The 25,511-nt window shown below is 64.2% G+C and carries 24 protein-coding genes; 17 read left to right on the top strand and 7 right to left on the bottom strand.

The window, feature by feature from the left end:
* Window positions 1-19 precede the first annotated feature (19 nt).
* The gene (locus ACP15R_RS01185) at window positions 20-1,360 is read left to right on the top strand and encodes an 8-oxoguanine deaminase (RefSeq protein ID WP_424984536.1); all 1,341 of its coding nucleotides are present in this window, start codon (window positions 20-22) and stop codon (window positions 1,358-1,360) included.
* Here ACP15R_RS01185 and guaD read toward each other — a convergent pair.
* The gene (gene guaD, locus ACP15R_RS01180) at window positions 1,357-2,646 is read right to left on the bottom strand and encodes a guanine deaminase (protein ID WP_424984535.1); all 1,290 of its coding nucleotides are present in this window, start codon (window positions 2,644-2,646) and stop codon (window positions 1,357-1,359) included. The two genes, ACP15R_RS01185 and guaD, sit on opposite strands and share 4 nt — an antisense overlap.
* A gap of 133 nt (window positions 2,647-2,779) precedes the next feature.
* Between guaD and mgtE the strand changes: the two genes are divergently transcribed.
* From mgtE to ACP15R_RS01155, 5 genes are all read left to right on the top strand, one after another.
* Entirely contained in the window at window positions 2,780-4,174 is a 1,395-nt protein-coding gene (gene mgtE, locus ACP15R_RS01175; protein ID WP_424984534.1) for a magnesium transporter, read from the top strand.
* Window positions 4,171-4,734 (top strand): 5-formyltetrahydrofolate cyclo-ligase, encoded by a 564-nt coding sequence (locus tag ACP15R_RS01170; RefSeq protein ID WP_424984533.1) that lies wholly within the window; start codon window positions 4,171-4,173, stop codon window positions 4,732-4,734. Before mgtE ends, ACP15R_RS01170 begins: the two co-directional genes overlap by 4 nt.
* Window positions 4,735-4,817: 83 nt before the next feature.
* Window positions 4,818-5,237, top strand: coding sequence for a globin domain-containing protein (locus ACP15R_RS01165; RefSeq protein WP_424984532.1), 420 nt, complete (start codon window positions 4,818-4,820; stop codon window positions 5,235-5,237).
* Between the two features lie 61 nt (window positions 5,238-5,298).
* Window positions 5,299-6,111 carry a TIGR00282 family metallophosphoesterase gene (locus ACP15R_RS01160; protein WP_424984531.1) on the top strand — a complete coding sequence of 271 codons (813 nt, stop codon included), beginning with the start codon at window positions 5,299-5,301 and terminating at the stop codon, window positions 6,109-6,111.
* A 164-nt stretch (window positions 6,112-6,275) separates the two neighbouring features.
* Window positions 6,276-8,054, top strand: coding sequence for an SLC13 family permease (locus tag ACP15R_RS01155; protein WP_424984530.1), 1,779 nt, complete (start codon window positions 6,276-6,278; stop codon window positions 8,052-8,054).
* An 18-nt stretch (window positions 8,055-8,072) separates the two neighbouring features.
* Here ACP15R_RS01155 and ACP15R_RS01150 read toward each other — a convergent pair whose 3' ends face one another.
* On the bottom strand, window positions 8,073-8,807 hold the full coding sequence (locus tag ACP15R_RS01150; protein ID WP_424984529.1) for a glutamine amidotransferase: 735 nt from the start codon (window positions 8,805-8,807) through the stop codon (window positions 8,073-8,075).
* 9 nt (window positions 8,808-8,816) lie between these two features.
* Window positions 8,817-10,595: an SLC13 family permease gene (locus ACP15R_RS01145; RefSeq protein ID WP_424984528.1), complete on the bottom strand. Its 1,779-nt coding sequence runs from the start codon at window positions 10,593-10,595 to the stop codon at window positions 8,817-8,819.
* A 212-nt stretch (window positions 10,596-10,807) separates the two neighbouring features.
* Here ACP15R_RS01145 and ACP15R_RS01140 point away from each other — a divergent pair, with 212 nt between their 5' ends.
* On the top strand, window positions 10,808-11,548 hold the full coding sequence (locus ACP15R_RS01140; RefSeq protein WP_424984527.1) for a YebC/PmpR family DNA-binding transcriptional regulator: 741 nt from the start codon (window positions 10,808-10,810) through the stop codon (window positions 11,546-11,548).
* A 12-nt stretch (window positions 11,549-11,560) separates the two neighbouring features.
* Here ACP15R_RS01140 and ACP15R_RS01135 read toward each other — a convergent pair whose 3' ends face one another.
* Together ACP15R_RS01135 and ACP15R_RS01130 are read right to left on the bottom strand one after the other, a co-directional pair.
* Window positions 11,561-11,821, bottom strand: a complete 261-nt coding sequence (locus tag ACP15R_RS01135; RefSeq protein ID WP_424984526.1) for a hypothetical protein — start codon at window positions 11,819-11,821, stop codon at window positions 11,561-11,563.
* A 182-nt stretch (window positions 11,822-12,003) separates the two neighbouring features.
* Window positions 12,004-12,888 carry a LysR family transcriptional regulator ArgP gene (locus tag ACP15R_RS01130; protein ID WP_424984525.1) on the bottom strand — a complete coding sequence of 295 codons (885 nt, stop codon included), beginning with the start codon at window positions 12,886-12,888 and terminating at the stop codon, window positions 12,004-12,006.
* Between the two features lie 100 nt (window positions 12,889-12,988).
* Between ACP15R_RS01130 and ACP15R_RS01125 the strand changes: the two genes are divergently transcribed.
* The 8 genes from ACP15R_RS01125 (at window position 12,989) to ACP15R_RS01090 (ending at window position 20,493) form a co-directional block, all read left to right on the top strand.
* Entirely contained in the window at window positions 12,989-13,588 is a 600-nt protein-coding gene (locus tag ACP15R_RS01125) for a LysE/ArgO family amino acid transporter (protein WP_424984524.1), read from the top strand.
* A gap of 40 nt (window positions 13,589-13,628) precedes the next feature.
* Window positions 13,629-14,534: a DMT family transporter gene (locus tag ACP15R_RS01120; protein WP_424984523.1), complete on the top strand. Its 906-nt coding sequence runs from the start codon at window positions 13,629-13,631 to the stop codon at window positions 14,532-14,534.
* 113 nt (window positions 14,535-14,647) lie between these two features.
* Window positions 14,648-15,622, top strand: a complete 975-nt coding sequence (locus tag ACP15R_RS01115; protein WP_424984522.1) for a DUF1036 domain-containing protein — start codon at window positions 14,648-14,650, stop codon at window positions 15,620-15,622.
* 70 nt (window positions 15,623-15,692) lie between these two features.
* Window positions 15,693-16,265, top strand: coding sequence for a choline-binding transcriptional repressor BetI (betI, locus tag ACP15R_RS01110; protein WP_424984521.1), 573 nt, complete (start codon window positions 15,693-15,695; stop codon window positions 16,263-16,265).
* Window positions 16,262-17,770 (top strand): choline-sulfatase, encoded by a 1,509-nt coding sequence (betC, locus tag ACP15R_RS01105; protein ID WP_424984520.1) that lies wholly within the window; start codon window positions 16,262-16,264, stop codon window positions 17,768-17,770. Before betI ends, betC begins: the two co-directional genes overlap by 4 nt.
* A 4-nt stretch (window positions 17,771-17,774) precedes the next feature.
* Window positions 17,775-19,433: a choline dehydrogenase gene (betA, locus tag ACP15R_RS01100; protein ID WP_424984519.1), complete on the top strand. Its 1,659-nt coding sequence runs from the start codon at window positions 17,775-17,777 to the stop codon at window positions 19,431-19,433.
* A 61-nt stretch (window positions 19,434-19,494) separates the two neighbouring features.
* Complete coding sequence (locus ACP15R_RS01095) at window positions 19,495-20,148, top strand: thermonuclease family protein (RefSeq protein WP_424984518.1); 654 nt, start codon at window positions 19,495-19,497, stop codon at window positions 20,146-20,148.
* A 108-nt stretch (window positions 20,149-20,256) separates the two neighbouring features.
* On the top strand, window positions 20,257-20,493 hold the full coding sequence (locus ACP15R_RS01090; RefSeq protein ID WP_424984517.1) for a YdcH family protein: 237 nt from the start codon (window positions 20,257-20,259) through the stop codon (window positions 20,491-20,493).
* 15 nt (window positions 20,494-20,508) lie between these two features.
* On the opposite strand, the gene ACP15R_RS01085 is transcribed toward ACP15R_RS01090, so the two are convergent.
* Together ACP15R_RS01085 and ACP15R_RS01080 are read right to left on the bottom strand one after the other, a co-directional pair.
* Window positions 20,509-21,909: a helix-turn-helix domain-containing protein gene (locus tag ACP15R_RS01085; protein ID WP_424984516.1), complete on the bottom strand. Its 1,401-nt coding sequence runs from the start codon at window positions 21,907-21,909 to the stop codon at window positions 20,509-20,511.
* A 63-nt stretch (window positions 21,910-21,972) separates the two neighbouring features.
* Window positions 21,973-23,187, bottom strand: coding sequence for a multidrug effflux MFS transporter (locus ACP15R_RS01080; protein ID WP_424984515.1), 1,215 nt, complete (start codon window positions 23,185-23,187; stop codon window positions 21,973-21,975).
* Between the two features lie 178 nt (window positions 23,188-23,365).
* Between ACP15R_RS01080 and ACP15R_RS01075 the strand changes: the two genes are divergently transcribed.
* The gene (locus tag ACP15R_RS01075) at window positions 23,366-24,898 is read left to right on the top strand and encodes an acyl-CoA carboxylase subunit beta (protein WP_424984514.1); all 1,533 of its coding nucleotides are present in this window, start codon (window positions 23,366-23,368) and stop codon (window positions 24,896-24,898) included.
* A gap of 42 nt (window positions 24,899-24,940) precedes the next feature.
* Window positions 24,941-25,504: a DUF6497 family protein gene (locus ACP15R_RS01070; RefSeq protein ID WP_424984513.1), complete on the top strand. Its 564-nt coding sequence runs from the start codon at window positions 24,941-24,943 to the stop codon at window positions 25,502-25,504.
* Window positions 25,505-25,511: the final 7 nt, after the last annotated feature.

Genomic DNA, 25,511 nt, shown 5'->3' with positions numbered 1-25,511 from the left:
CAGAAGTGTGGAGACCAACATGTCCGAAATCCTGATTCACAATGCCGATACGGTGCTCACCATGGATGATGCGCGCCGGGAACTTGCCGGTGCCGATATCCGCATCCGCGACGGGGTGATCGCCGAAATCGGCCATGGCCTGCACAGCGACGGGGCGGTTCACGTGGCGTCGGGCTGCGTGGTGACGCCAGGGCTGGTGAACACCCACCACCATCTTTACCAGAGCCTGACGCGCGCCGTGCCCGGTGGGCAGGATGCGCTGCTGTTCGGCTGGCTCAGAACGCTATATCCGATCTGGGCGCGGTTCGGTCCGGAAGAGATGTACGTATCGGCACAGGCCGGCCTGGCGGAACTGGCGCTGTCGGGATGCACGCTGTCGTCGGATCACCTGTATCTCTATCCCAACGGCGCGCGGCTGGATGACACGATCGCGGCGGCGGCGGAACTGGGGCTGCGGTTTCACCCGACGCGCGGCGCGATGAGCATCGGCGAGAGCGACGGAGGCCTGCCGCCGGATATGCTGGTCGAGCGCGAGGCCGCCATTCTCGCCGATTGCATCCGGGTCATCGATGCCCATCACGACGCCGGCGATGGGGCCATGTGCCGGGTTGGCATCGCGCCCTGTTCGCCGTTTTCGGTCAGCCGCGACCTGATGCGCGACGCGGCGCTGTTGGCGCGCGACAAAGGCGTGATGCTGCACACCCATTTGGCCGAGAATGACGAGGATATCGCCTATTCCGAGGCCACATTCGGCTGTCGTCCCGGGCAATATGCCGAGGAACTCGGCTGGACCGGGCCGGATGTCTGGCACGCCCATTGCGTCAAGCTGGACGGGCAGGAGATCGACCTTTTCGCGCGCTCGCGCACCGGCGTGGCGCATTGCCCCTGCTCCAACTGCCGCCTTGGCAGCGGTATCGCCCCGGTACGGTCGATGCGGGATGCCGGGGTGCCGGTCGGGATCGGCGTCGATGGCTCGGCGAGCAACGATTCCGGCAATATCGTGGCCGAGGCGCGTATGGCGATGCTGTTGCAACGGGTCGCGCGCGGCGCCGACGCCATGAGCGCGCGCGAGGCGCTGGAGATCGCCACGCGGGGCGGGGCGGATGTGCTCGGACGGGGCGATTGCGGGCGGATTGCGGTGGGCAAACGCGCGGATATTGCAATCTGGGATGTAACGGGCGTGGAAAGCGCAGGCAGCTGGGATCCGGCGGCGTTGCTGCTCGCCGGGCCGACACGGGTGAAACACCTGTTTGTCGAGGGCAGGCAGATCGTGGCCGATGGACAGATCGCGACGCTCGACATGGGGGCGGTGATCCGGCGACAGACGGAACTGGCCCGCCGCATCGGTGCGCGGGTCTAGATGCCGCGCCGCTGACCGCCGATCCAGACATCGTGGATCGCGCGGTCATCGCCCATCATGATGGTCGCGAACAGGGCCTCCCAGATGTCGGCGGCGCGCTCGGTGCGTTGCGCGATGGCGGGGGTCGAGGCGAGGTCGAGCACGATCAGGTCGGCCTCCATTCCCGGGCGCAGGTTGCCGATCTGCCCTGCCATGTGCAGCGCCCTGGCCGATCCGGCCGTGGCCAGCCACATCAGCTGCGCCGCGTGCAGCGGCACCCCGCGCAATTGTCCGATTTCATAGGCCGCCGCCATGGTGCGCAGCATCGAAAAGGACGAGCCGCCGCCGGTATCCGTGGCAAGCCCGATGGTCTGGCCCTCGCGCATCAGCCCCATCAGGTCGAACAGCCCCGAGCCGATGAAGGTGTTGGAGGTGGGGCAATGTACCAGCGCCGCGCCAACCTCGCGCAGGCGGGCGCGCTCGCGCTCTTCTAGGTGGATGGCGTGCCCGTAAAGCCCGCGCTCCCCAAGCAGACCATGCGCTTCGTAGGTGTCGAGGTAATCGCGCGCCTCGGGGAACAGTTCGCGCACCCAGGCGATTTCGTCCACCTGTTCGCTCAGATGTGTCTGCATCAGGCATTCCGGATGCTCGGCCCAGAGCGCCCCCATCGCTTCGAGCTGCTCGGGGGTCGAGGTCGGAGAAAAGCGCGGCGTGATGGCATAGGTTATGCGGTCCACCCCGTGCCATTGCTCCAGCAGCGCCCTGGACTGATCATATGCGCTCTGAGCCGTGTCGCGCAGACCCTCCGGGGCGTTGCGATCCATACAGGTCTTGCCCGCGACCACCCGTTGCCCGCGCCGCTGCGCCTCCTGGAAAAAGGCCGACACGCTCTCGGGATGGATGGTGGCAAAGCTGCACATGGTGGTGGTGCCATGCGCGGCGGTCAGGTCAAGATAGCGCGCGGCGATTTCCGCGGCATAGCCGGCATCGCCAAACCGCATCTCTTCGGGAAAGGTATAGGTGTTGAGCCAGTCAATCAGCCGCTTGCCCCAGCTTGCGATCATCGCGGTCTGGGGAAAATGCACATGGGCGTCGACAAAACCGGCGGTGATGAGCTTGTCGGGATAGGCGATCACCGGCGCGCCGGGATGCTGGCGCTGGACCTGGTCGAGGCCGCCGATGGCGCCGATCCGTCCATTCCGGACCGCGACGGCCTCGTCAAACCGGGCGGCATCGGTCGGCGCATCCTCAAAGGGCGAGCCGGTAAAGGACAGGACCTGCCCCTTCAGGATCACGGTTCCGGGCATGTCTGGCTCCTGTGATGTGGCGAAACTCGACCCCAGAGAGTAACGATGCGATTTCTTGTCGTAAATTGCGGTATTGTCATTGTTTCCCGATAGCAGCTTCTTCTATCTAGGGGGCAATCGCGGGGGACAGTGCATGGTTGATGAGGCCGATCATAATGACGACGAACAGCCCCGCGACGACTCGGCCTACGAGCTCGATCCACGGGCCGTGGCGGGCATCCTCTATGCGGTAGACACCAAGGATCAGGCCAGGCTGATCGAGTTGATGGAGCCGATGCACGCGGCGGACATCGCCGACCTGCTCGAACAGCTCAACGCCTTTGACCGGGGGCGGCTGATCCGGCTCTATGACCGGGAATTCGACGGCGACATCCTGTCGGAACTCGACGAGGGGCTGCGCGAGGACGTGATCGCGATCCTGCATCCCGAGGTTCTGGCCGATGCGGTGCGCGAACTTGACAGTGACGACGTTGTCGACCTGATCGAAGACCTTGAGCAGCCACAGCAGGACGTGATCCTGGGCGCGCTGGAAGAGACCGACCGGCTCGCCGTGCGCCAGGCGATGTCCTATCCCGAGGGGTCGGCGGGGCGGTTGATGCAGCGCGAAGTCGTGATGGCGCCCGAGCATTGGAATGTCGGGCAGGCCATCGACTATATGCGCAACAGCGACCACATGCCCGAGCAGTTTTACCACGTCATCCTGGTCGATCCGCGCATGCATCCGGTGGGCAATGTCACCCTGGGCAAGCTGATGGGCGCGCGCCGCGACACGCCCCTGCATGACATCACCGAAGAGATGTTCACGGTCATTCCCGCCACGCAGGACGAGGAAGACGTGGCCTATGCCTTCAACCAGTATCACCTGATCTCGACCCCGGTGGTCGATGACGAGGGGCGGCTGGCGGGCATGATCACCATCGACGATGCGATGGCGGTGCTGGATGAAGAGCACGAAGAGGACATCATGCGCCTCGCCGGGGTGGGCGATGAAAGCTCGCTCTCGGACAGCGTGGCCGACACCGTCAAGCGGCGGCTGCCTTGGCTGGCGGTGAACCTGTTGACGGCGATCCTTGCCTCGCTGGTGATCGCCCTTTTCGAGGACACGCTGGCGCGGTTTGTCGCCCTGGCGGTGCTGATGCCGATCGTCGCCTCGATGGGGGGCAATGCGGGGACACAATCGCTGACGGTTGCGGTGCGGTCGCTGGCCACGCGCGACCTGACCGGCTCCAACGTCTGGCGGGTGATCCGGCGCGAGGTGCTGGTGGGGCTGCTGAACGGGCTGGTTTTCGCGGTGATCATGGGGGTTGTCGGGCTGATCTGGTTCGGCTCGCCGCAGATCGGGTATGTCATCGCCATCGCAATGGTGATCAACCTGGTGGTGGCGGGGCTGGCGGGCACGGTCATTCCCGTGTTGATGGACAAGATGGGCGTCGATCCGGCGCTGGCCTCGGGCACCTTCGTGACGACGGTGACAGATGTGGTGGGCTTTTTCGTGTTTCTCGGGCTGGCGGGGATGGTGTTGCTATGAGCGATCTGGCAAAGGTCAAGACCGCCGCCCGCAAGGCCGCGTTTGCCCGGCGCAGGACGGCATTCGATGCGGCGGACGGGGCCGGTGCGGGGCGGCTTTCCGAGCTGTTGGCGGGCTATCGGGGCGTGCCGCTGGCGGGGTATCTGCCGATCCGTACCGAGATTGACCCGCTTCCCGCGATGGCCGAGGCCGCGGCGCACGGTCCGGTGGGGCTGCCGGTGATCGAAGCCGCGGCACAGCCGCTGCGCTTCAGCCGCTGGGAACCCGACATGCCGCTGCGCGACAATGCCTTTGGCACGCGCGTGCCGCTACATGACGATTTCCTTGAGCCCGAGATGCTGATCGTGCCGCTGGTGGCCTTTGATGCCAAGGGCGGGCGGCTGGGCTATGGCGGTGGCTTTTACGATCGCACGCTGGAACAGCTGCGCGCCCGCCGGGCGACGCTGGCCATCGGCTTTGCCTTTGACGCGCAAGAGGCCGAGGCGCTGCCGCTGGAGGCCACCGACCAGGCGCTGGATTTTCTGGTGACAGAAAGCCGTATCCTGACCTTTGGCCGCTGAACCGGGGGAACTCGGGGTCAGATCAAGGTCGCGTCGCCACCGGCGTGATACCCTCGCTGCATATCGCAGAGAGGATACCTGTCATGATCCTATCACGGACCGAACTGGACATGGTGCGCGCCAGCCTTGTACGCCTGCGCCACGACTTTGACGATCATCCGCAATATTTCTACAGTGCGCTGTTTCGGCACGCGCCGGGGCTGCGCGACATGTTTCGCGAAGACCTCGAAGGACAGGGGATGAAATTCATGACCACGCTGGGGATCATCCTGTCGCGGCTGAACGATGAGACCGACGGCGCCGGGCAATATCTCGGGCTGGGCAGGTTGCACGCTGCGCTTGGGGTGAAACCGGCGCATTTCGCGCCCATGGGCGATGCCCTGATCGATACGCTGCGGCATGGTCTGGGCGATGATTTCACGCCCGAGCTCGAGGCCGCCTGGCGCAAGGCCTACGGGCATGTGTCCGACACGATGATCCGCCGGGGCGGCATTGGGGCCTAGGGTGCATTGCGGGCGACGCTTGGCCCTTGCTCTCGGTTGCCCTGCGGCCTAGGACAAGGGCATGAGATTATTGTTTCTGGGCGATGTGATGGGCCGGTCCGGCCGAACGGCAATCAAGGCACAGCTGCCACGGCTGCGCGAGGAATGGCGGCTGGATTTTGTCGTGGTCAACGGTGAAAACGCCAGCAACGGCATGGGCCTTACGGGCGAGCACGCCAAGCTGCTGCTGGAGGCGGGGGCCGATTGCGTGACCCTTGGGGATCACGCGTTTGACCAAAAGGACATGTTGCAGTTCATCGAAACCGAACCGCGCATCGTGCGGCCGGTGAATTTTGCCAAGACCGCGCCGGGCAAGGGCTATCGGCTGTTCACGGTTCCGGGCGGGCGCAAGGTGCTGGTGCTCCAGGTGCTGGGGCAGGTGTTCATGAAACGACCCTTTGACGATCCGTTTTCCGCCGTCGAGCCGATCCTGAAATCGCATCCGCGCGGCGGACTGGCCAATGCGGTGATCGTTGACATGCATTGCGAGGCGACCTCGGAAAAGATGGCGATGGGGCATTATTGCGATGGCCGCGCCAGCCTTGTTGTCGGAACCCACACCCATGTGCCGACCGCGGATGCCCAGGTCTTGCCCGGCGGCACCGGCTATCTGAGCGATGCGGGGATGTGTGGCGATTACAACTCGGTGATCGGCATGGACAAGGAAGAACCGCTGCGCCGTTTCATCACCGGGATGCCCAAGGCCCGGTTCAGCCCGGCGGGCGGCGAAGCGACCCTGTCCGGCGTGTTTGTCGAAACCGATGACCGCAGCGGCGCCGCGTCATCGGTGCGCATGATCCGGGTCGGGGGCAGGCTGGAACAGGCCGCGCCGTAATCCGCATGTCGGGCCGGGATGTCGGGGCCGTGCCGCGGTCTTGGGCACTTGCTCCGGCGCGGGGCGTGCGGCGCCGCACGACATGCACGTGCCCCTTGCGCCCGGCGCGGCAATGAAGGAAACTGATCGCCAGCCATTTGCAGCGCCGGGTCCGATCGCACATCATGCAGCTTATTCAGCTTTCCGACACCGGCAGCGCCATCCTGACGCTGCTCATCGTGGCGGCCATGTTCATCCTGTTCCTGCGCGAGGTTTTTCCAACCGAAGTCGTGGCCATCACCGGCGTGGCGGCGATGCTGGTGACCGGGGTACTGCCCTATCAGGCGGCCCTGCCGGTTCTGGCCAATCCCGCGCCCTGGACGATTGCCGCGATGTTCATCATCATGGGGGCACTGGTGCGGACCGGGGCGCTGGATGCCTTTACCACGCTGGCGCAGAAACAGGCCAGCGTGAACCCACGCTTTGCCATCGGGCTGCTGCTTGCCTTCGTGGTGCTGGCCTCGGCCTTTGTATCGAACACGCCGGTGGTCGTGGTGATGATCCCGGTCTTCATCCAGCTCGCCCGTACGCTTGACCTCGCGGCGAGCAAGCTCTTGATTCCGCTTAGCTATGCCGCCGTCATGGGGGGCACGCTGACGCTGATCGGGACCTCGACCAACCTGCTGGTCGATGGTGTGGCACGGGCGCAGGGGCTTGAACCCTTCAGCATTTTCGAAGTCACGCCGCTGGGTCTGGCGGTCGTTGTCTGGGGCATGGTCTATCTGCGCTTTGTCGGGGCGCGCTTGCTGCCGGTGCGCGACAGCATGGCGATGATGCTGTCCGACCGCTCGCGCATGAAATTCTTTACCGAGGCGGTGATCCCACCCGAGAGCAACCTGATCGGGCGCGAAGTCACCGGGGTGCAGCTGTTCAAGCGCGAAGGCGTGCGGCTGGTCGATGTGGTGCGCGGAGACGTATCGCTGCGGCGCAACCTCAAGGGCGTCGAATTGCAGGTCGGTGACCGCGTGGTTCTGCGCACGCAGATGACCGAACTGCTGAGCCTGCAGGCCAACAAGGAACTGAAACGCGTCGATCAGGTGTCTGCGGTCGAGACCTCGACGGTCGAAGTGCTGATCACGCCGGGCTGCAAGATGGTGGGCCGGACGCTGGGCACCCTGCGGCTGCGGCGTCGCTATGGTGTCTATGTGCTGGCGGTGCATCGGCGCAACCAGAATATCGGGCGGCAGCTTGACGACCTGGTGGTGCGGGTCGGCGATACGCTGCTGCTCGAAGGGGCGCCGGCGGACATCCAGCGGCTGGCGGCGGAGATGGAAATGGTCGACGTTTCCAAACCCTCGGCCCGCGCCTATCGTCGCAACCACGCACCGATTGCCATTCTGGCGCTTGTCGGGATCGTGCTGCTTGCGGCGCTTGGCGTGGCACCAATCCTGCTGTTGTCGATTGTCGCGGTGGCCACGGTGCTGATCACCGGCTGTATCGATGCGGACGAAGCGTTTTCCTTTATCGACGGGCAATTGCTCGCCCTGATCTTTTCGATGCTCGCCATCGGCGCGGCGCTCGAAAGCTCGGGAGCGGTCAGCCTGGTGGTCGAGGTTATCGCGCCGGGGCTGCAATCGCTGCCGCCGTTCCTCGTGGTGTGGGCGATCTACCTGCTGACCTCGGTGTTGACCGAGCTTGTGTCAAACAACGCGGTGGCGGTTGTGGTCACGCCCATAGCCATCGGCCTTGCCAGCGCCATGGGGATCGATCCGCGCCCGCTGGTGGTGGCGGTGATGATCGCGGCATCCGCGTCGTTTGCCACGCCGATCGGATACCAGACCAACATGCTGGTCTATGGTCCGGGGGGCTACAAGTTCACCGATTTCATGAAGGTCGGCATTCCGCTCAACCTGTCCATCGGTCTGCTGGCATCGGCGCTTATCCCGCTGATCTGGCCGCTGTAGTCACCCGTCGCCGCCAGATCAGCCATAGCGCTGTGCAAACCGGAGCAGGATTTCTCCGGGCACGGTCACCTCGGCCGCATGGCAGGTCTGGATCAGCGCATCGGCCTGATCGGGCGGGAAATACCCGTGGTTGCGATAGATCCGGATGCGCCGCTCAAAGTCACGCGCATCGGCCTCGGGGTGAAACTGGGTGGCATAGACGTTGTTGCCATGGCGGATCATCTGGAACGGGCAGGGGCCGGATTGAATCAGATGCACACAGCCGGGCGGCAGCACCTGCACCGCTTCCTTGTGGCCGACCAGCGCCTGGAACCGGTCGGGCAGGCCGCTGGTCAGCGGGTCATCCGCCGCTTCGGGCGTGAGGCTGCAATCGGACGGGCCGACCGGTTCGCCATATTGTGCCTTGCTGACATCGCCGCCCAGGTGATGCGCGAGAATGCCCAGCCCGTAACAGCAGCCCATGAACGGGTGATCCCGCGCGGTGATCTGCGGCATCAGGTCCATGATCTGGGCTTCGATCCGCGCGTCCATTTCGGATTTCACCTCGGGGGCATCGCTGACGCAGCCGGGGCCGCCGCCGACGATGACACCGGCATAGGCGGTCACGTCCAGACCGTCGGGCAGGGTGTCGCAATCGAGCCGGATCCGATGGGCGCGATCGGCCGTCAACCGGCATTTGTCCAGGATCGCCGCGAATTCGTCATCGGCGGCATCAGTCTCGGGGCGCAGTTGCAGGATCAGAAAGCGTTTCATCGCAACCGCCTAGCCCGCAAGTGGCCAGAACACAAGGATCGCCGGAATCGACACCGCGATGATGATGATCTCAAGCGGCAAGCCCATGCGCCAGTAATCGCCGAACTGATAGCCGCCGGGCCCCAGGATCAGCGTGTTGTTCTTGTGTCCGATGGGGGTCAGGAACGCCGCCGAAGCCGCAACCGCCACCGCCATCAGGAACGGGTCGGGCGACACGTTCAGGGTCTGGGCCATCTGGATGCCCACCGGCGCGGCGACGATGGTCGTGGCGGTGTTGTTCAGCACGTCCGACAGGGTCATGGTCACCACCATCAACACGGTCAGCACCATCCACGTGGGCAGCCCCGCCGTCAGGTCGGTCAGCGCCCCGGCGATGAGTTCGGTGCCCCCCGAGGTTTCCAGCGCAGTGCCGAGTGGGATCATGGATCCCAGCAGCACCACCACGGGCCATTCGATATGGTCATAGATCTCGCGGATCGGCAGAATACGGGTCAGCACGTATGAGATCACCACAAGCCCGAGCGCGATGGGCAGGTACAGCAGCCCGAAACTCGCGGCGGCAACCGCCGCCCCGAACAGCCCGATGGCCAGCCAGACCTTGTCATTGGCCGTCACGCTCAGCCCCCGCGCGGCAAGCGGCAGGCAGCCGAGCCAGTCGGTCACATCCGCCCCCTGATCGCGCGGGCAGAGCAGCAACAGGATGTCGCCGGGCAGGATCTCGGTCTGGCGCACATGCCGGGTGATCCGCGACCCGCGCCGCGAAATGCCCATCAGCACCGTGTTGCGCCGCCACGCCAGCCCGACCGCCTGCGCGGTCTTGCCGGTGATGCGGGCATGTTCGGGCACCACGACTTCGATCACTTCGAGCCCGTCGCCATCGGCGGTGAGCAGCTCCTGCCGCTTGCTGTCGGAAAAATCGAGCTTCAGGGCCGCGCGGAATTCGTCGATCGCCTCGGGCCGGGCTTCGAGCACCAGCGTATCCTCGGCCGCGAGCAGCGCATTGGCCGCCCGCCCATAGCGCCGTTTGCCGCCCCGGATCAGCCCGATGATTGCAACATCCGATTTCTCGGCGGTCTCGTAGAGCTCGGCCAGCCGCTTGCCGATATGCTCGGACTCTTCGGGCACGGTAAGTTCCGCGACATAATCGGCCAGGTTCTCGGCCCCGCCCGTGTCATTGTCGCGATTGGGGATGAGCCGCCAGCCGACCAGCGCCACAAAGGCGAGACCGGCCAGCGCCGCGAGACCGCCGACCGGTGCAAAGTCGAACATGCGAAACGGCTCGCCCAGCGATTGCTGGCGGATCGACGCGATGATGATGTTGGGCGGCGTCCCGATCAGCGTCACCATCCCGCCCAGGATGGTGGCAAAGGCCAGCGGCATCAGCGACAGCCCCGGCGTGCGTCCGGCCTTGCGCGCGGTCTGGATATCGACCGGCATCAGCAGGGCCAGCGCCGCGACATTGTTCATGAAGGCCGAGAGCACCGCGCCGATGCCGCCCATCAGCGCGATATGCCCGCCAAGGGCGCGGCTGCTGTCAACCAGCGTGCGGGTGATCAGGAACACCGCCCCCGATCGCACAAGCCCCGCCGATACGATCAGCACCAGCGCCACCACCAGCGTGGCAGGGTGGCCAAAGCCCGAAAACGCGTCATCCACCGGCACCACACCCAGCACCACGCCCAGCATAAGCGCCGAAAACGCCACCAGATCATACCGAAACCGCCCCCAGAGCAGCAGGGCAAATACCCCCCCGAACAGGGTGAAGAGGATAATCTGGTCGGTGGTCATCTGCGCGCTGCCCGTTATCTGTTTGGCCAGAGCCTAGCGCAGGATGCAGCGAGGGCAAAGCGGGTGGTTGCGAGACCAGATTTCAGCGTTTCGCGGCCGTTCTGTGGATCGTTGCAGTCGCAAGCAGGGCATCGCGGCGTGTCGGGGATTGAACCCGGGCCGTGCTTTCCCCTATAGAGCGGCGATACCGCGACATCAGCAGGAGTCTTTTCATGGCCGGCCATTCCAAATGGGCAAATATTCAGCATCGCAAGGGACGTCAGGACGCGGCGCGCTCCAAGCTGTTTTCCAAGCTCAGCAAGGAAATCACCGTGGCGGCCAAGATGGGCGACCCGGATCCCGAGAAAAACCCGCGTTTGCGTCTGGCGGTCAAGGAAGCCAAGTCGCAATCCGTGCCCAAGGACGTGATCGACCGCGCGATCAAGAAATCGGTTGCCGGCGAAGGCGACGATTACGAGGAAATCCGCTATGAGGGCTATGGCCCCAACGGCGTCGCGGTGATCGTCGAGGCGATGACCGACAACCGCAACCGCACCGCGTCTACGGTGCGTTCGACCTTTTCCAAGAACGGCGGCAATCTGGGCGAGACCGGCAGCGTCGGTTTCATGTTCGACCGTAAGGGCGAAGTGACCTATCCGGCCAGCGTTGGCGACGCCGATACGGTGATGATGGCGGCGATCGAGGCCGGGGCCGAAGACGTGGAAAGCTCGGAAGACGGGCATGTCGTCTGGTGTGCCGATACCGATCTGAACGACGTGGCCACCGCGCTCGAGGCCGAGCTGGGTGAATCAGAGAGCACCAAGCTGGTCTGGCGTCCCACCACCACGACCGAGATGGACCTGGAGGGCATGCAGAAGCTGATGAAGCTGATCGATGCGCTGGAGGACGATGACGATGTTCAGCGCGTCACCAGCAATTTCGAGGCCAGCGACGAGGTCATGGAACAGCTCTGATCGGGCTGTTCCCTAGCCGCTGACATAAGGCACTTTTTGCGCCTTGGTCGGACGATAGAAAATCTTCTGGTTGTGCAGCCGTCCGAGCAGGTCATGGATGGCTATCAACTCTGCGTCGATCCGCCCGGCGCGCGATGTATCAGATGCGGTGCCCTGTGCTTCGGACAGTTCGATCCGATCAAGCGAAACCGCCTGCTTGTGCAGACGCAGGGCGGTTTCGATGCGGTCGATGTCATCCACGGTCAATTCAAAGGTCTTGTTATAGCCGGCCATGTGTCGATCCCTTTGTGATGCGCGTGACTCTCTGATAGCGGCATATAATCCGCGTTTTGCGACCTGGCTAGCGTCAATTTGGCGAGGCGCGAAAGAATACTGTGGCATACCGTCTTTCTGGGACATTTTATTGCGCGCATTGCCATCGTCTCGCGACGGCGAGGCCCGTGGATGAACCGGGCTCAGCCGGCAACAAGCCCTTGCCTGGCGGCGCTGCGGATGGCCCGGATGACCGGGGCAAGGGGCGGTGCCATGACGCGGCTGACCTGAAGCGACAGCGGCACGTCCAGCGGCGCGTCCGCCACAAGTTGCAGCAGCCTTTGGTCCGCCAGGTGGGGCGTCACGAGCTGTTGCGGATTCATCCCCCAACCCAGCCCGGCGGCGGCGGCATCGACAAAGGCCTGTGTCGACGCCAGGTAATGCGCGGGCGGTGTGACGGAGGTGCCAAAGACCTGTTCGATCCAGCGCCGCTGCAACATGTCCTTGGCATCGAAGGTCAGGCAGGGTGCCAGGGCAAGCGAGGCCGGATCGACGCCCCCGGAGAACCAGCGGCGCATGAAGGCCGGACTGGCGGTGGGAACATAGCGCAGCGCCCCCAGCGGCCAGGCATCACATCCGGCGGCGGGTTTGCCCTGTGCGGTGATTGCCATGCTGACCTCGCCGCGCCGCAGCCATTGTGCACTGTGATCCTGATCGTCGATCACCAGGTCGAACAACATGCCCGTCACCCCGGACAGCGCGGGAACCAGCCATGTGGCGAGGCTGTCGGCATTGACCGCGATCCTGAGCCGCACCGGCCCGGCCGTGCTTTCGAGCGCCAGTTCGCGGCTGACCTGTGCTTCCAGAAGCGCCACGTCCTCGGCATGTTTCACCAGCCGCGTCCCGGCGGGCGTGCCGGTGCAGGGCGCGCCACGCAGGATCAGCGCGCCGCCGACCCGGTCTTCCAGTGCCTTGATCCTCTGGGAAACCGCCGAAGGGGTGACGCCAAGGTCGGAGGCCGCCGCGTCAAAGCTGCCAAGGCGCAGGACGGCCACGAGGGCGGCAAGCTGGTGGGGGTCAAAGTACATTAGCGTTTCTTAATCTGGACGAGTTTCTTTAACTGGATAAAAGATCAGCCCCGCTTTAGTCAAACCGCGACAACGCGAAGGCAACGCGAAAGGGAGCGTCATGATTTCCACCTATCTTGCGGGTTTTGCCCTGGGGTTCAGCCTGATCCTTGCGATCGGCGCACAGAACGCCTTTGTGCTGCGCCAGGGGCTGCGGCGCGAGCATGTTTTCTGGATCTGCCTGACCTGCGCGGTGTCCGACGCGCTGCTCATTGCGGCCGGGGTTGCCGGGTTCGGATCGCTGGCGACGCTTGTGCCATGGTTCGAGCCGGTGATGCGCTATGGCGGGGCGGCTTTCCTGATCGTCTATGGCGCGATCAGCCTGCGCAACGCGTGGCGCGGCGGGTCGGCGCTGGTGACCGGGAACGGCGCGGCCAGCAGCCTGGGAGCCAGCCTGTTGACCGTGTTGGCCTTTACGTGGCTCAACCCGCATGTCTACCTGGATACCGTGGTGCTGATCGGGTCGATTTCGGCGCAATATCCGAACCGGCTGCATTTTGGCCTGGGCGCGGTTTCGGCGAGTTTCGTGTTCTTTTTCACGCTGGGCTACGGCGCGCGCCTGCTGGCCCCGTTTTTTGCCCGCGCGCGGGCGTGGCAGGTGCTGGACGTGGTGATTGCGCTCGTGATGTGGGCGATTGCCGTCAAATTACTTATCATGTGAAGGGTTGTGTCCGGCGCGGATCGGGTGTTGAACGTGGGGCATGGACAAGACACCGACATCGCGGCCCCTTGTTGGCGTGCTCTGGATGCTGGTGACAGGGCTGTGCTTTGTCGCCGTTACTGCCATCGTCAAATACCTGGGTCCCCGGATCCCGCCCGAGGAACAGGCGTTCCTGCGGTATCTTCTGGGGCTGGTGTTCCTGATCCCGATGCTGCCGGCGATGTTCAGAACCCGGTTCACCGGCAAGCTGATCCTGCAATTCAGCCTGCGCGGCGCGCTTCATTCGGTGGGGGTGATGCTGTGGTTCTTTGCGATGACCCGGATCCCGCTGGCCGAGGTCACCGCGATCAACTATCTGGCGCCGGTCTATGTGACCCTTGGCGCGGCGCTGTTTCTGGGGGAAAAACTGGCGATGCGGCGCATCGCGGCGGTGGTCACGGCGCTGATCGGGGCGGTGATCATCCTGCGGCCGGGATTTCGCGAGATCGAGCCGGGACATCTGGCCATGCTGCTGACGGCGGTGGTGTTTGGCGGCTCTTACCTGCTGGCCAAGGTGACGGCGGATCAGGTGCCGGCCTCGGTTGTGGTGGGGATGCTGTCGATCGTGGTGACGATTGTCCTGGCCCCCTTTGCCTATGCGGTCTGGGTGACCCCGACATGGACCGAGATCGGCATCCTGTTCGGTGTCGCCTGTTTCGCGACGGCGGGGCATTACACGATGACGCTTGCCTTTGCGGCGGCCCCGGTTGCGGTGACCCAGCCGGTGACGTTCCTGCAACTGGTCTGGGCAACGTCGCTGGGGGCGCTGGCCTTTGGCGAGCCGGTCGATGTCTGGGTGGTTCTGGGCGGGGCGATCGTTCTTGGGGCGGTCTGTTTCATCACCTGGCGCGAGGCGGTGCTGAATCGCCGGCAAATCACCCCGGCCACACCGGCAACCAAGGTGTAGCCAGCGGTTTGCGGCGTCTGTTGACGCTTTTGTTTCGAAAAACCGCCATATGAAGAGTTGAACTGCCGTGCCAAGTCCGAGATACCCTCGACTCCATGGCAGGGAGTACGATCATGATCAGATCCGCACGCATTTCAGCATACCTGGCGTTGGCGCTTGGCTGTCCGACGGCGGCGCTCGCGGGGCTGGAAGTGTGCAATGACACCGAGGTGCTCCAGGCGGTGGCCGTGGCCTATCAGGTCGGCGGCGACAAGGTCTCCGAAGGGTGGTGGTCGATCGAGCCGGGGGCCTGCCAGACACCGCTGGCACGGGATTTGACCGGGGGGCCGATCTATCTGCATGCCAAGTCGCCCGACCCGCTGCCGGCGCGCACGGGGGCCGAATTCTGCACAAGCGATTCGCGTTTTACCATCGTGAACAGCGACGATTGCATCGTGCATGGCCACCAGATTGCCCTTTTTCATGCGATTGCGGTCGAGGCAGGGCAGGCGGATGTCAGCGTCAAACTGTCCCAGCTCAGCGAATCCGAGGCCAGCAAGGACCTGCTGCGCGATGACGCAGTGTTCCAATCCTGCCGCCCCTCCAAGGAAGCCGATGCGCTGATCTGTGCCTTTCATGCCGGTGGAGTCCGCTACGAAGCCGGGGTCGGCACGCCAACCGAGATCCTGGCGTTCCTGAACGAACTCGCCCCGGCGACCCCGCTGGCGGTTCGCGGAACCGTCACCCTGCAAGACGACATAGCGGCGACCGTTTCGCTGAGCGAGGCGCAAACCCGGCCCGAATCCGAGATCGACGCCTTGTATGCGCAATTGCAGGGTGAATGGGTTTCGGTGGACGATCCCAACGAACACCTGACGATTTCGGGTGCCGAACGGACCGGTCATTATGACGGGGCGGATACCGGTGTCGATTACCTTTCGATCCAGGACAGCTGTGACGAGGAAAGCGATGCGGGGCCGTATCTGCGCGCCATCGACAGCGCCCATGGCGATGTCTATTGCTATGCGATCGAAACGCTGGGTGACGGCGATCTGTCGCTGTTCTACCTGCCACGCGGCAATCTGCTGGAATACCAGCGGGTCGAGTGATGCGGTTTATTGATTGACGAGTCAATAAACACCTCCTAGCTTCGGGCAGTCATCAGCCCGGAGCAGCACTATGCCCAAGATCGGAATGGAACCCGTTCGGCGCGAAGCCTTGGTCAAGGCGACGATCGCCGAGATCGGCACGGCGGGGTCGCTGGACGTCACCGTCAGCCAGATTGCCCGGCGCGCCGGCATGTCGAGCGCATTGGCGCATCACTATTTTGGCGGCAAGGAGCAGATTTTTCTGGCTGCGATGCGCCGTATCCTGTCGGATTTCGGGGCCGAGGTCTGTGCCGAGCTGCGCCGGGCGCGGCCCGAGACCCGTGCCGAGGCGGTGATCCGCGCCTGTTTCGCCCCGTCCTGTTTCACGCCCCAGACCATCAGCGCCTGGATGACGTTCTATGTGCTGGCCCGGAACAACGCCCAGGCGCTGCGCCTGTGGCAGATCTACCAGGCCCGCATGCGCTCGAACCTGATCCACGCGCTGCGCCCGCTGGTCCGTGATCCGGGGGGCGCGGCCAAGACCCTGATCGCGCTGATCGACGGGCTCTATATCCGTGCGGCGCTGAACGACGCCGAAGCGCCGGAAATGGCAGTGACCCATGCCCTGTCGGTGCTGGAAATTCTCAAGGAGCCGCGCCAGTGACCCAGCCAAATATCCTGATCCTCATGGTCGATCAGCTGAACGGAACCCTGTTTCCCGACGGGCCGGCCGACTGGTTGCATACGCCCAATCTGAGGCAGCTGGCCGAGCGTTCGGCGCGCTTTGCCAATGCCTATACCGCCAGCCCGCTCTGTGCGCCGGGGCGGGCCAGCTTCATGTCCGGCCAATTGCCGCGCCGCACCGGGGTGTATGACAACGCCGCCGAGTTTCGCAGCGACATCCCCACCTACGCCCATCATCTGCGCCGCGCGGGGTATCACACCTGCCTGTCGGGCAAGATGCATTTCGTCGGCCCCGATCAGCTGCACGGGTTCGAGGAACGCCTGACCACTGACATTTACCCGGCCGATTTCGGCTGGACACCGGACTATCGCAAGCCGGGCGAACGTATCGATTGGTGGTATCACAACATGGGCTCGGTCACCGGTGCCGGCGTGGCCGAGATCAGCAACCAGATGGAATATGACGACGAGGTCGCCCATCACGCCAAGGCCAAGCTCTATGATCTGGCGCGCGGCGGCGATGATCGCCCCTGGGCGCTGACCGTCAGCTTTACCCACCCGCATGACCCCTATGTGGCGCGGCGCAAATACTGGGATCTGTACGAGGATTGCGCGCATCTGCTGCCAGAGGTGCCGGCCATGGACTATGACGCGCATGACGCCCATTCCAAACGCATCTTTGACGCCAATGACTGGCGCAGCTTTGACATCACCGAGGATCATGTCAGGCGCGCGCGCCGGGCCTATTTCGCCAATATCTCTTATCTTGATGACAAGATCGGCGAGATCCTCCAGGTGCTCGACGATACACGGCAAGAGGCCATCGTGGTCTTTGTGTCGGATCACGGCGACATGCTGGGCGAGCGCGGGCTGTGGTTCAAGATGTCCTTCTACGAGGGCTCGTCGCGGGTGCCGCTGATGATTTCGGCGCCGGGCATGCCGGCGGGGCGGGTCGATGCGCCGGTCTCGACCCTTGATGTGACGCCGACGCTGGCGGCGCTGGCGGGGATCGACATGGCCGAGATCGCTCCCTGGACCGATGGCGAAGACCTGTCCCCGCTGGCCAGCGGGAGCGAGCGCAGCAGCCCGGTGGCCATCGAATATGCCGCCGAGGCCAGCAACGCGCCACTTGTGTCGCTGCGTTATGGCAAGTGGAAATACAACCGCTGTGCGCTGGATCCCGAGCAGCTGTTCGACCTCGAGGCCGACCCGTTTGAATTGACCAATCTTGCACCCGATCCGGCGCATCGGGGCACGCTGGCCACCCTGCGCGCCAAGTCCGAGGCCCGCTGGGATCTTGACGCCTATGATGCCGAGGTGCGCGCCAGCCAGGCGCGGCGATGGGTGGTCTACGAAGCCCTGCGCCAGGGCGGGTACTACCCGTGGGATTACCAGCCGCTGCAAAAGGCATCCGAACGCTATATGCGCAACCACATGGACCTGAATGTCCTTGAGGAAAACAAGCGCTTTCCGAGGGGAGAATAGGGCCATGGAAGCGGATTTCGTGATTGTCGGCGCCGGAAGCGCCGGGTGTGCCATGGCCTATCGCCTGTCCGAGGCGGGGGCCTCGGTCATCGTGATCGAATATGGCGGGAGCGACGTGGGGCCGTTCATCCAGATGCCCGCCGCGCTCAGCTATCCCATGAACATGTCGCGCTATGACTGGGGCTATCAATCCGAGCCGGAACCGCATCTGAACAACCGGCGGCTGGCCTGTCCGCGCGGCAAGGTGATCGGCGGCTCATCCAGCATCAACGGCATGGTCTATGTGCGCGGGCACGCGATGGATTTCGACCATTGGTCAGAGGCCGGGGCCGATGGCTGGAGCTTTGCCGACGTGTTGCCCTATTTCCGGCGCATGGAGTCCTGGCACGATGGCGGGCATGGCGGCGATCCGGCCTGGCGGGGCGGCGACGGACCGCTGCATGTCACGCGGGGGCCGCGCAACAACCCGCTGCATTCCGCCTTTGTGATGGCGGGCGAACAGGCCGGTTATCAGCTGACCGATGACTATAACGGGCAAAAACAGGAAGGCTTTGGCCCGATGGAGCAGACCGTCTGGAACGGGCGGCGCTGGTCTGCGGCCAATGCCTATCTGCGCCCGGCGCTGCGGCGCGATACCTGTACGCTGGTGCGCGGGTTGGCACGCAGGGTGGTGATCGAAGAGGGGCGTGCCCGCGGGGTCGAGATCGCGCGCGGCGGGCGCACCGAGGTGATCCGCGCCCGGCGCGACGTGGTGTTGGCGGCCTCGGCGATCAACTCGCCCAAGCTTCTGATGCTCTCGGGGATCGGTGCCGCCGGTCACCTGGCGGAACACGGGATCACGCCGCTGGCCGACCGGCCCGGCGTGGGGGCGAACCTGCAGGATCACCTCGAGATGTATATCCAGATGGCCGCCAGCCAGCCGGTCACGCTGTACAAGCACTGGAACCTGGTCAGCAAGGCGATGATCGGCGCGCAATGGCTGTTCTCCAAGACCGGGCTGGGGGCGTCGAACCAGTTCGAGAGCGCCGCCTTTATCCGCAGCCGGCCCGGCGTGCCCTATCCGGATATTCAATATCACTTCCTGCCCATGGCGGTGCGCTATGACGGCAAGGCGGCAGCCGAGGGCCATGGGTTCCAGGCGCATGTGGGGCCAATGCGCTCGTCCAGCCGGGGTGCGGTGACGCTGCGCAGCGCTGATCCGGACGCGGCTCCGATGATCCGGTTCAACTACATGTCCAGCGAACAGGATTGGGAAGAATTCCGCACCTGCATCCGCCTGACCCGCGAGATCTTTGCACAGCCCGCATTTGCACCTTTCGTGCGCCATGAAATCCAGCCCGGAGCGAAGCTGCAAAGCGACGACGAACTGAATGCCGCGATCGCCGAGCACGCCGAGAGCGCCTATCACCCCTGCGGCACCTGTCGCATGGGACGGGCGGATGACCCCAACGCGGTGGTGGATCCGGCGGGCCGGGTGATCGGCGTTGATGGATTGCGGGTCGCGGATAGCAGCATCTTTCCCCGTATCACCAATGGCAACCTGAACGCACCGTCGATCATGGTCGGGGAAAAGATGTCGGATCACCTGTTGGGCCGCGCGCCTCTGGCACCGGCAAATGATCAACCGTGGCAGCATCCCGCGTGGAAAGTGGCGCAACGCTAGCCGGTTAACCAACACCCGGAAGCGGATTGTAGAGCCCCTCGGACATCCCTATGTAAACCGGATGTTAAGGATTTGTGCCATTTTTGTTCTGTGCCTGATTCCGTTGCTTGCGGCGGCGGATCCCCGCGGGCGTATCCGGGTCATCGACGGCGACACCTGGGATGTCGGCGGCGAGCGGGTGCGGCTGTTCGGGATCGATGCCCCCGAGTCGGATCAGACCTGCCAGAGCCCGGACGGTGCGGTCTGGGGCTGTGGCCAGTGGGTGTCGCAGCAGGTCAAGGCGCGCTATGAGGGCAAGCGCGCCGGATGCAAGGCTGTCGATACCGACCGCTATGGCCGCATCGTGGCCCGTTGCGAGGTGGCCGGCCGTGACGTGGGGCGGGCCATGGTCTCGGACGGTCTGGCCTTTGCCTATCGCAGATACGCGATGGATTACGATCTGGATGAAAAGGGCGCGGCGGTAAATGGCCGTGGATTGCATGGCAGCCGGTTCCAGCGTCCGGCGCAGTTCCGCTCGGCCAAGCGCAGTGCGGTGCCGCCGTCGCGGCAGGATTGCCCGATCAAGGGCAACGTCTCGTCCAAGGGGGTGAAAATCTATCACGTGCCCGGGCAGGAGCATTACGGCAGAACGCAGATCAACATGGCCAAAGGCGAGCGGTGGTTCTGTAGCGAGGCCGAGGCGCGGCGGGCGGGCTGGCGGCGGGCGCGCCGCTGAGTTTCACCGCGCGGACGGGAAATCGCGCCGCGGTTTGATCCCGGTCAAGGCGGTTGGTGGCGAGGCGGCGATATCCTGCGGCGGAGCAACAGGAACCGGAGCAAACCCATGTCCCACACCCCGCACGAACTGCACGAAGAATTTCCGGACAAGGCCGCGCAAATTCACGCGCTCAAGCAGTCCGACGCGCATTTCGCCCGGCTGGCGGAGGACTATCACGAGATCAACCGCGCGGTGCACCGGGCCGAAACCAATGTCACGCCGATGGAAGACCTCGCCATGGTCGAACTGCGCAAGCAGCGCGCGATGCTCAAGGACCAGATCTGGGGCATACTGTCGGCATGACCCTGTGCAGGGGCGTCAGTTGACCTGATAGGGCAGCACGCCCCGTTCGTTTTCGTTGATGGTAAGCTGCCGCTCAAGCGGCGGCACCGAACGTTGATGGCAGCCCTTGCGCTCGCAGATCCGGCAGGAAATGCCGATCGGTTCAAAGCTGCCGGTGTCGGACACATCCAGCCCGTCGGCATAGACCAGCGTATCCGCGTGCTTTACCTCGCAGCCAAGGGCAATCGCATAGCGGCGCACCGGCGCGCCAAAGCTGCCGCCGGGTTTGGAGACATCGCGCGCCAGCAGGATATAGCCGACCCCGTCCGGTGTTTCGGCCAGCTGGCGCAGGAAACGGCCCGGCGTTTCAAAGGCCTGGTGCACGTTCCATAGCGGGCAGGCCCCGCCGAACCGTGCAAATTGCAGCCGCGTGGCGCTGTGGCGCTTGGTGATGGTGCCGGCCTGATCGACGCGGACAAAGAAAAATGGCAACCCCTTGGCGCCCGGGCGTTGCATAGTGGACAGCCGGTGCGCCACCTGTTCGATCGAGGCCCCGAATTGCAGGCTCAGCCGTTCGAGATCATGGCGGCAATCCTGCGCGGCGGCGAGAAAGGCGCGATAGGGCATCAATGCGGCCCCGGCAAAATAGTTGGCCAGGCCGATCTTGGCGATCGACCGTGCCGCATCGGTCTGGAACCGGGCGAGATCGAGCGTGGCCTCCAGCAGCTTGTCCTGCGTCAGCAGGGCGAGTTGCAGCAGCATCTGGAACACCTGCGTCTGGGGTGTCGCGCGTGACGAAAGGCGCAGGATCTTGCGCTCGGCATCGAACTGGCGCAGCGGGTCCATATCGACAAAGGCCACCACCACCCCGCGCGCGGTCAATTGGGCGGTGGCGGCGGCGCGAATATCCTGCGGCGCGGCGGCGGTTCCGGCAAAGTTCTCGGCCGCCCGGTCCACCGCGTCGATATAGTTGTCGCAATAGTGAAAGAAATCCCGCACCTCGTCCCAGGGGCTGGTCTGGGTGCGGGCATCTTCGCGTCCGAGCGCCTCGTCCAGCGAGGCGAGGCGTTCCTGGGTTTGCCGATAGCTGCGATGCAGGTCGATGAACGCGCGGGCGAGCGCCGGGGCATTGGACGCGGTCAGCCGCAGATCGGCCATCGGGGGCATGGCATCGGCAAAGACCGGATCGGCAAGCGCCTCGCGCATGTCGCTGACCAGCCGCTCGCTGTCGCCGGTCGAGAGTTCAGTCACATCCATGCCGAATTCCTGCGCAAGCGCGAGCACGACCGTGGTGCTGACCGGGCGGTTGTTGTTCTCCATCTGGTTCAGATAAGGCAGGGACACGCCGAGCTTGGCGGCGAAATCCTTTTGCGTCAGCCCGAGCCGCGTGCGCATCTCGCGCAGCTTGGCCCCGGCATAGAGTTTCTGGGTCGCCATGGCGTGCCTTTGCAAAAATCAGAGCAAGCGCAAGCTAACTTTGCAAATTGCCCGGTGCAAGGCTCAGAGGCCGAGTTTACGTTGCCGCATGATCACCAGCACGATCGACAGGATGCCGAGCACCGCGGTCACCAGCATCATCCAGAGCAGCGGAAAGGCCCCGGTCTCGGAGGTCAGCAACACGCCGGCCAGCGCGCTGAGCGCGGCACCGCCCCCCAGCATGATCGACCCGCCAAGCCCCGAGGCCGTGCCGGCGAGATGCGGGCGCACCGAGAGCATCCCGGCGGTGGCATTGGGCATGGAGAGGCCGTTGCCCAGCCCGACAAAGGCCATCAGCCCGAAAAAGCTGAAATGCGTGTCCGCCCCCAGATAGGTGATGACCAGCGACAACGCGATGCCAAAGAGGCACAGGATACAGCCCCAGAGGATCATCGCGTTGATGCCCACGCGGGTCGCAAAGCGTCCGGTCAGGAAATTGCCGAGAAAATAGCCAAGGGCAGGGGCGCCAAAGTAGAACCCAAGGGCCGAGGGTTCGAGCCCGTAAACATCGGTGCCGATAAAGGGCGCGCCGCCCAGATAGGCAAAGAACGCCCCGGACGACAGCGCCATGGCCAGCGAATAGCCCCAGAAACGCGGGCTGCGCAAAAGCTCGGGATATTCGCCGAATTGCTGCGCGAGGCTGAGCCCGCTCTTGCCGCCGGTTTCGCCCATGTCGAACCGGATCAGCAGGAACATCAGCGCGGCCAGCGCGAAGAGCAGCCAGAAATTGGCCTGCCAGCCCAGCACCTCGTCGACCACGCCGCCGACCACCGGGCCGATCATCGGCACGATGGCCATGCCCATGGTGACATAGCCGATCATGCTGGCGGCCTTGTCCTGCGGGTACATGTCGCGCACCACCGCACGGCCCAGCACCATGCACACCGCGATGACCGCCTGGCACATCCGGAAGATCAGGAAAACTTCCGCGGAAGGCGCGTAAACACAGCCGAGCGTGGCCAGCAGGAACAGGACGATGCCATAGAGTGTGACCGGCCGCCGCCCCAGCTTGTCGGCCAGGGGGCCGATAAACAGCTGCAACACCGCGCTTGTCGCCAGGTACAACGCCACCGAGAGTTGCAGCACCCGGTAATCCGCCTGGAAATGCACCGTCATGTTGGGCAGGCTGGGCAGAAAGATGTTCATCGCCAACGCCGACAGCCCGGTCATCAGGATCAGCGTCGCGATATGCGGTGGCGTGCTCCTGTCAAGGAAGCGTATGTTGGGTGAATCAGGCATGATAAGACTCAACCCTATACGCCCAAGTTTTCGCAACCGCCATGCATTTCAAGTGTTAATTAGCAGTTTTGCATTTTTCAGGTGATTTGCGGCTAATGATTTGCAAATATGCGGATTAACCCTTTGGTTGCGTCGCGGGCTTCTGTAGGGTCCGGCAAAATCTGCAAGAGGACACGCCATGAAAGATATCCTTTCCGAGTTGGAGGACCGCCGCAAGGACGCCCGTCTGGGTGGGGGGCAAAAGCGGATCGACTCTCAACATGCCCGTGGCAAGCTGACGGCGCGCGAGCGGATCGAACTGCTGCTGGACGAAGGCAGTTTCGAAGAGTTCGATACATTCGTGGCGCATCGCTGCACCGATTTCGGAATGGAGAAACAGCGTCCCGCCGGCGATGGTGTCGTCACCGGCTGGGGCACGATCAATGGCCGCATGGTCTATCTGTTCTCGCAGGATTTCACCGTGTTCGGTGGCTCGCTGTCGGAAACTCACGCCCAGAAGATCTGCAAGATCATGGACATGGCGATGCAGAACGGCGCACCGGTCATCGGTATCAACGATTCCGGCGGGGCGCGGATTCAGGAAGGCGTGGCCAGCCTCGCGGGCTATGCGGAAGTGTTCCAGCGCAACATCATGGCCAGCGGCGTGGTGCCGCAGATCAGCGTGATCATGGGCCCCTGCGCCGGCGGCGCGGTCTATTCGCCCGCGATGACCGACTTCATTTTCATGGTCAAGGACACGTCCTATATGTTCGTGACCGGCCCCGACGTGGTCAAGACCGTCACCAACGAGGTTGTCACCGCCGAAGAACTGGGCGGCGCGGGCACCCATACCCGCAAGTCCAGCGTCGCGGATGGCGCCTTTGAGAACGATGTCGAGGCCATGGCCGAGGTGCGCCGGCTGGTCGATTTCCTGCCGCTGAACAACCGCGACAAGGCACCCGTACGTCCCTTCTTCGATGAGCCGGGCCGGGTCGAGATGAGCCTTGATACGCTGATCCCCGACAATGCCAACAAGCCTTATGACATGAAGGAACTGATCCTGAAGGTCGCGGACGAGGCGGATTTCTACGAGATCCAGGAGGATTTCGCCAAGAACATCATCACCGGCTTCATTCGCCTTGAGGGCCGCCCCGTGGGCGTGGTCGCGAACCAGCCGATGGTGCTGGCCGGGTGTCTGGACATCGACAGTTCGCGCAAGGCCGCGCGGTTCGTGCGCTTTTGCGATGCCTTCGAAATCCCGATCCTGACCTTTGTCGACGTGCCCGGATTTCTGCCCGGTACCGGCCAGGAATACGGCGGTGTCATCAAGCATGGGGCCAAGCTGCTCTTTGCCTATGGCGAGGCGACGGTGCCAAAGGTCACGGTGATCACCCGCAAGGCCTATGGCGGGGCCTATGACGTGATGGCGTCCAAGCATCTGCGCGGCGATTTCAACTATGCCTGGCCGACCGCCGAGATCGCGGTGATGGGGGCCAAGGGCGCAACCGAGATCATCCATCGTGCCGATCTTGGCGACCCTGAGAAGATCGCGGCGCATACCAAGGATTACGAAGACCGCTTTGCCAACCCGTTCGTGGCCGCGGAAAAGGGCTTTATCGACGAGGTGATCATGCCGCATTCCACCCGGATGCGGGTAAGCCGCGCCTTTGCCTCGCTGCGCAACAAGTCGCTTCAGAACCCGTGGAAAAAGCACGACAATATTCCGCTCTGAGCCTATCCGCGCCTAGACCCGTTTGATCGCCAGGAGACCCCTTTGGCCCAGTTCCGGACTCATCACTCAGCCGGGGATGCGCATGTCGCAGCCATTGCCGGATTGCGGCGTGTTGCGGGGCGGGGCGACCAGGGTCTGGGTGATCGCAAGGATGCGCGCACCGGACGTGCCGCGCCAGCAGCCCCGGCGGGAGGAGCCGGTCGCCGGAAGGGCCGGGGCTGTGGACTTATCATGGCGGCTGCGGTTCTGGCCGGGTCCGCGACGGCGCAGCAGGCGGTGTCGGTGCCCTCGGGGCAGGCGGTGTCGCTGAGCCAGGTGCTGGTCGAGGAGACCGGCAAGGACAGCGTCGTGCGGTTCCGTTTCGTTGCGCCCGCCATCGCGCGCGAGGGGGGATCGGTCGGCTATGACGTGGCGGCGGCGGATATCGATCACCTGTGCCGCGACCTGGTGATTCCCTATATGGCCGACTATGCGCTGGCCGCGAACCATGTGGTGATCTCGATGTCGGACCGGGATGTGCCGTTTGGCGAGGCAAATCCGCAGGCGACGCAGTTTTTCGAGGCGTATCGGCTTGAAGATGCCGACTGTATCTGGGAGGCCTATTGATGCGGAC

This window comes from Microbulbifer sp. S227A (genome assembly GCF_049800935.1).
Note: the sequence above shows the minus strand (reverse complement) of the source record. Positions and strands in the feature narration are given on the sequence as shown.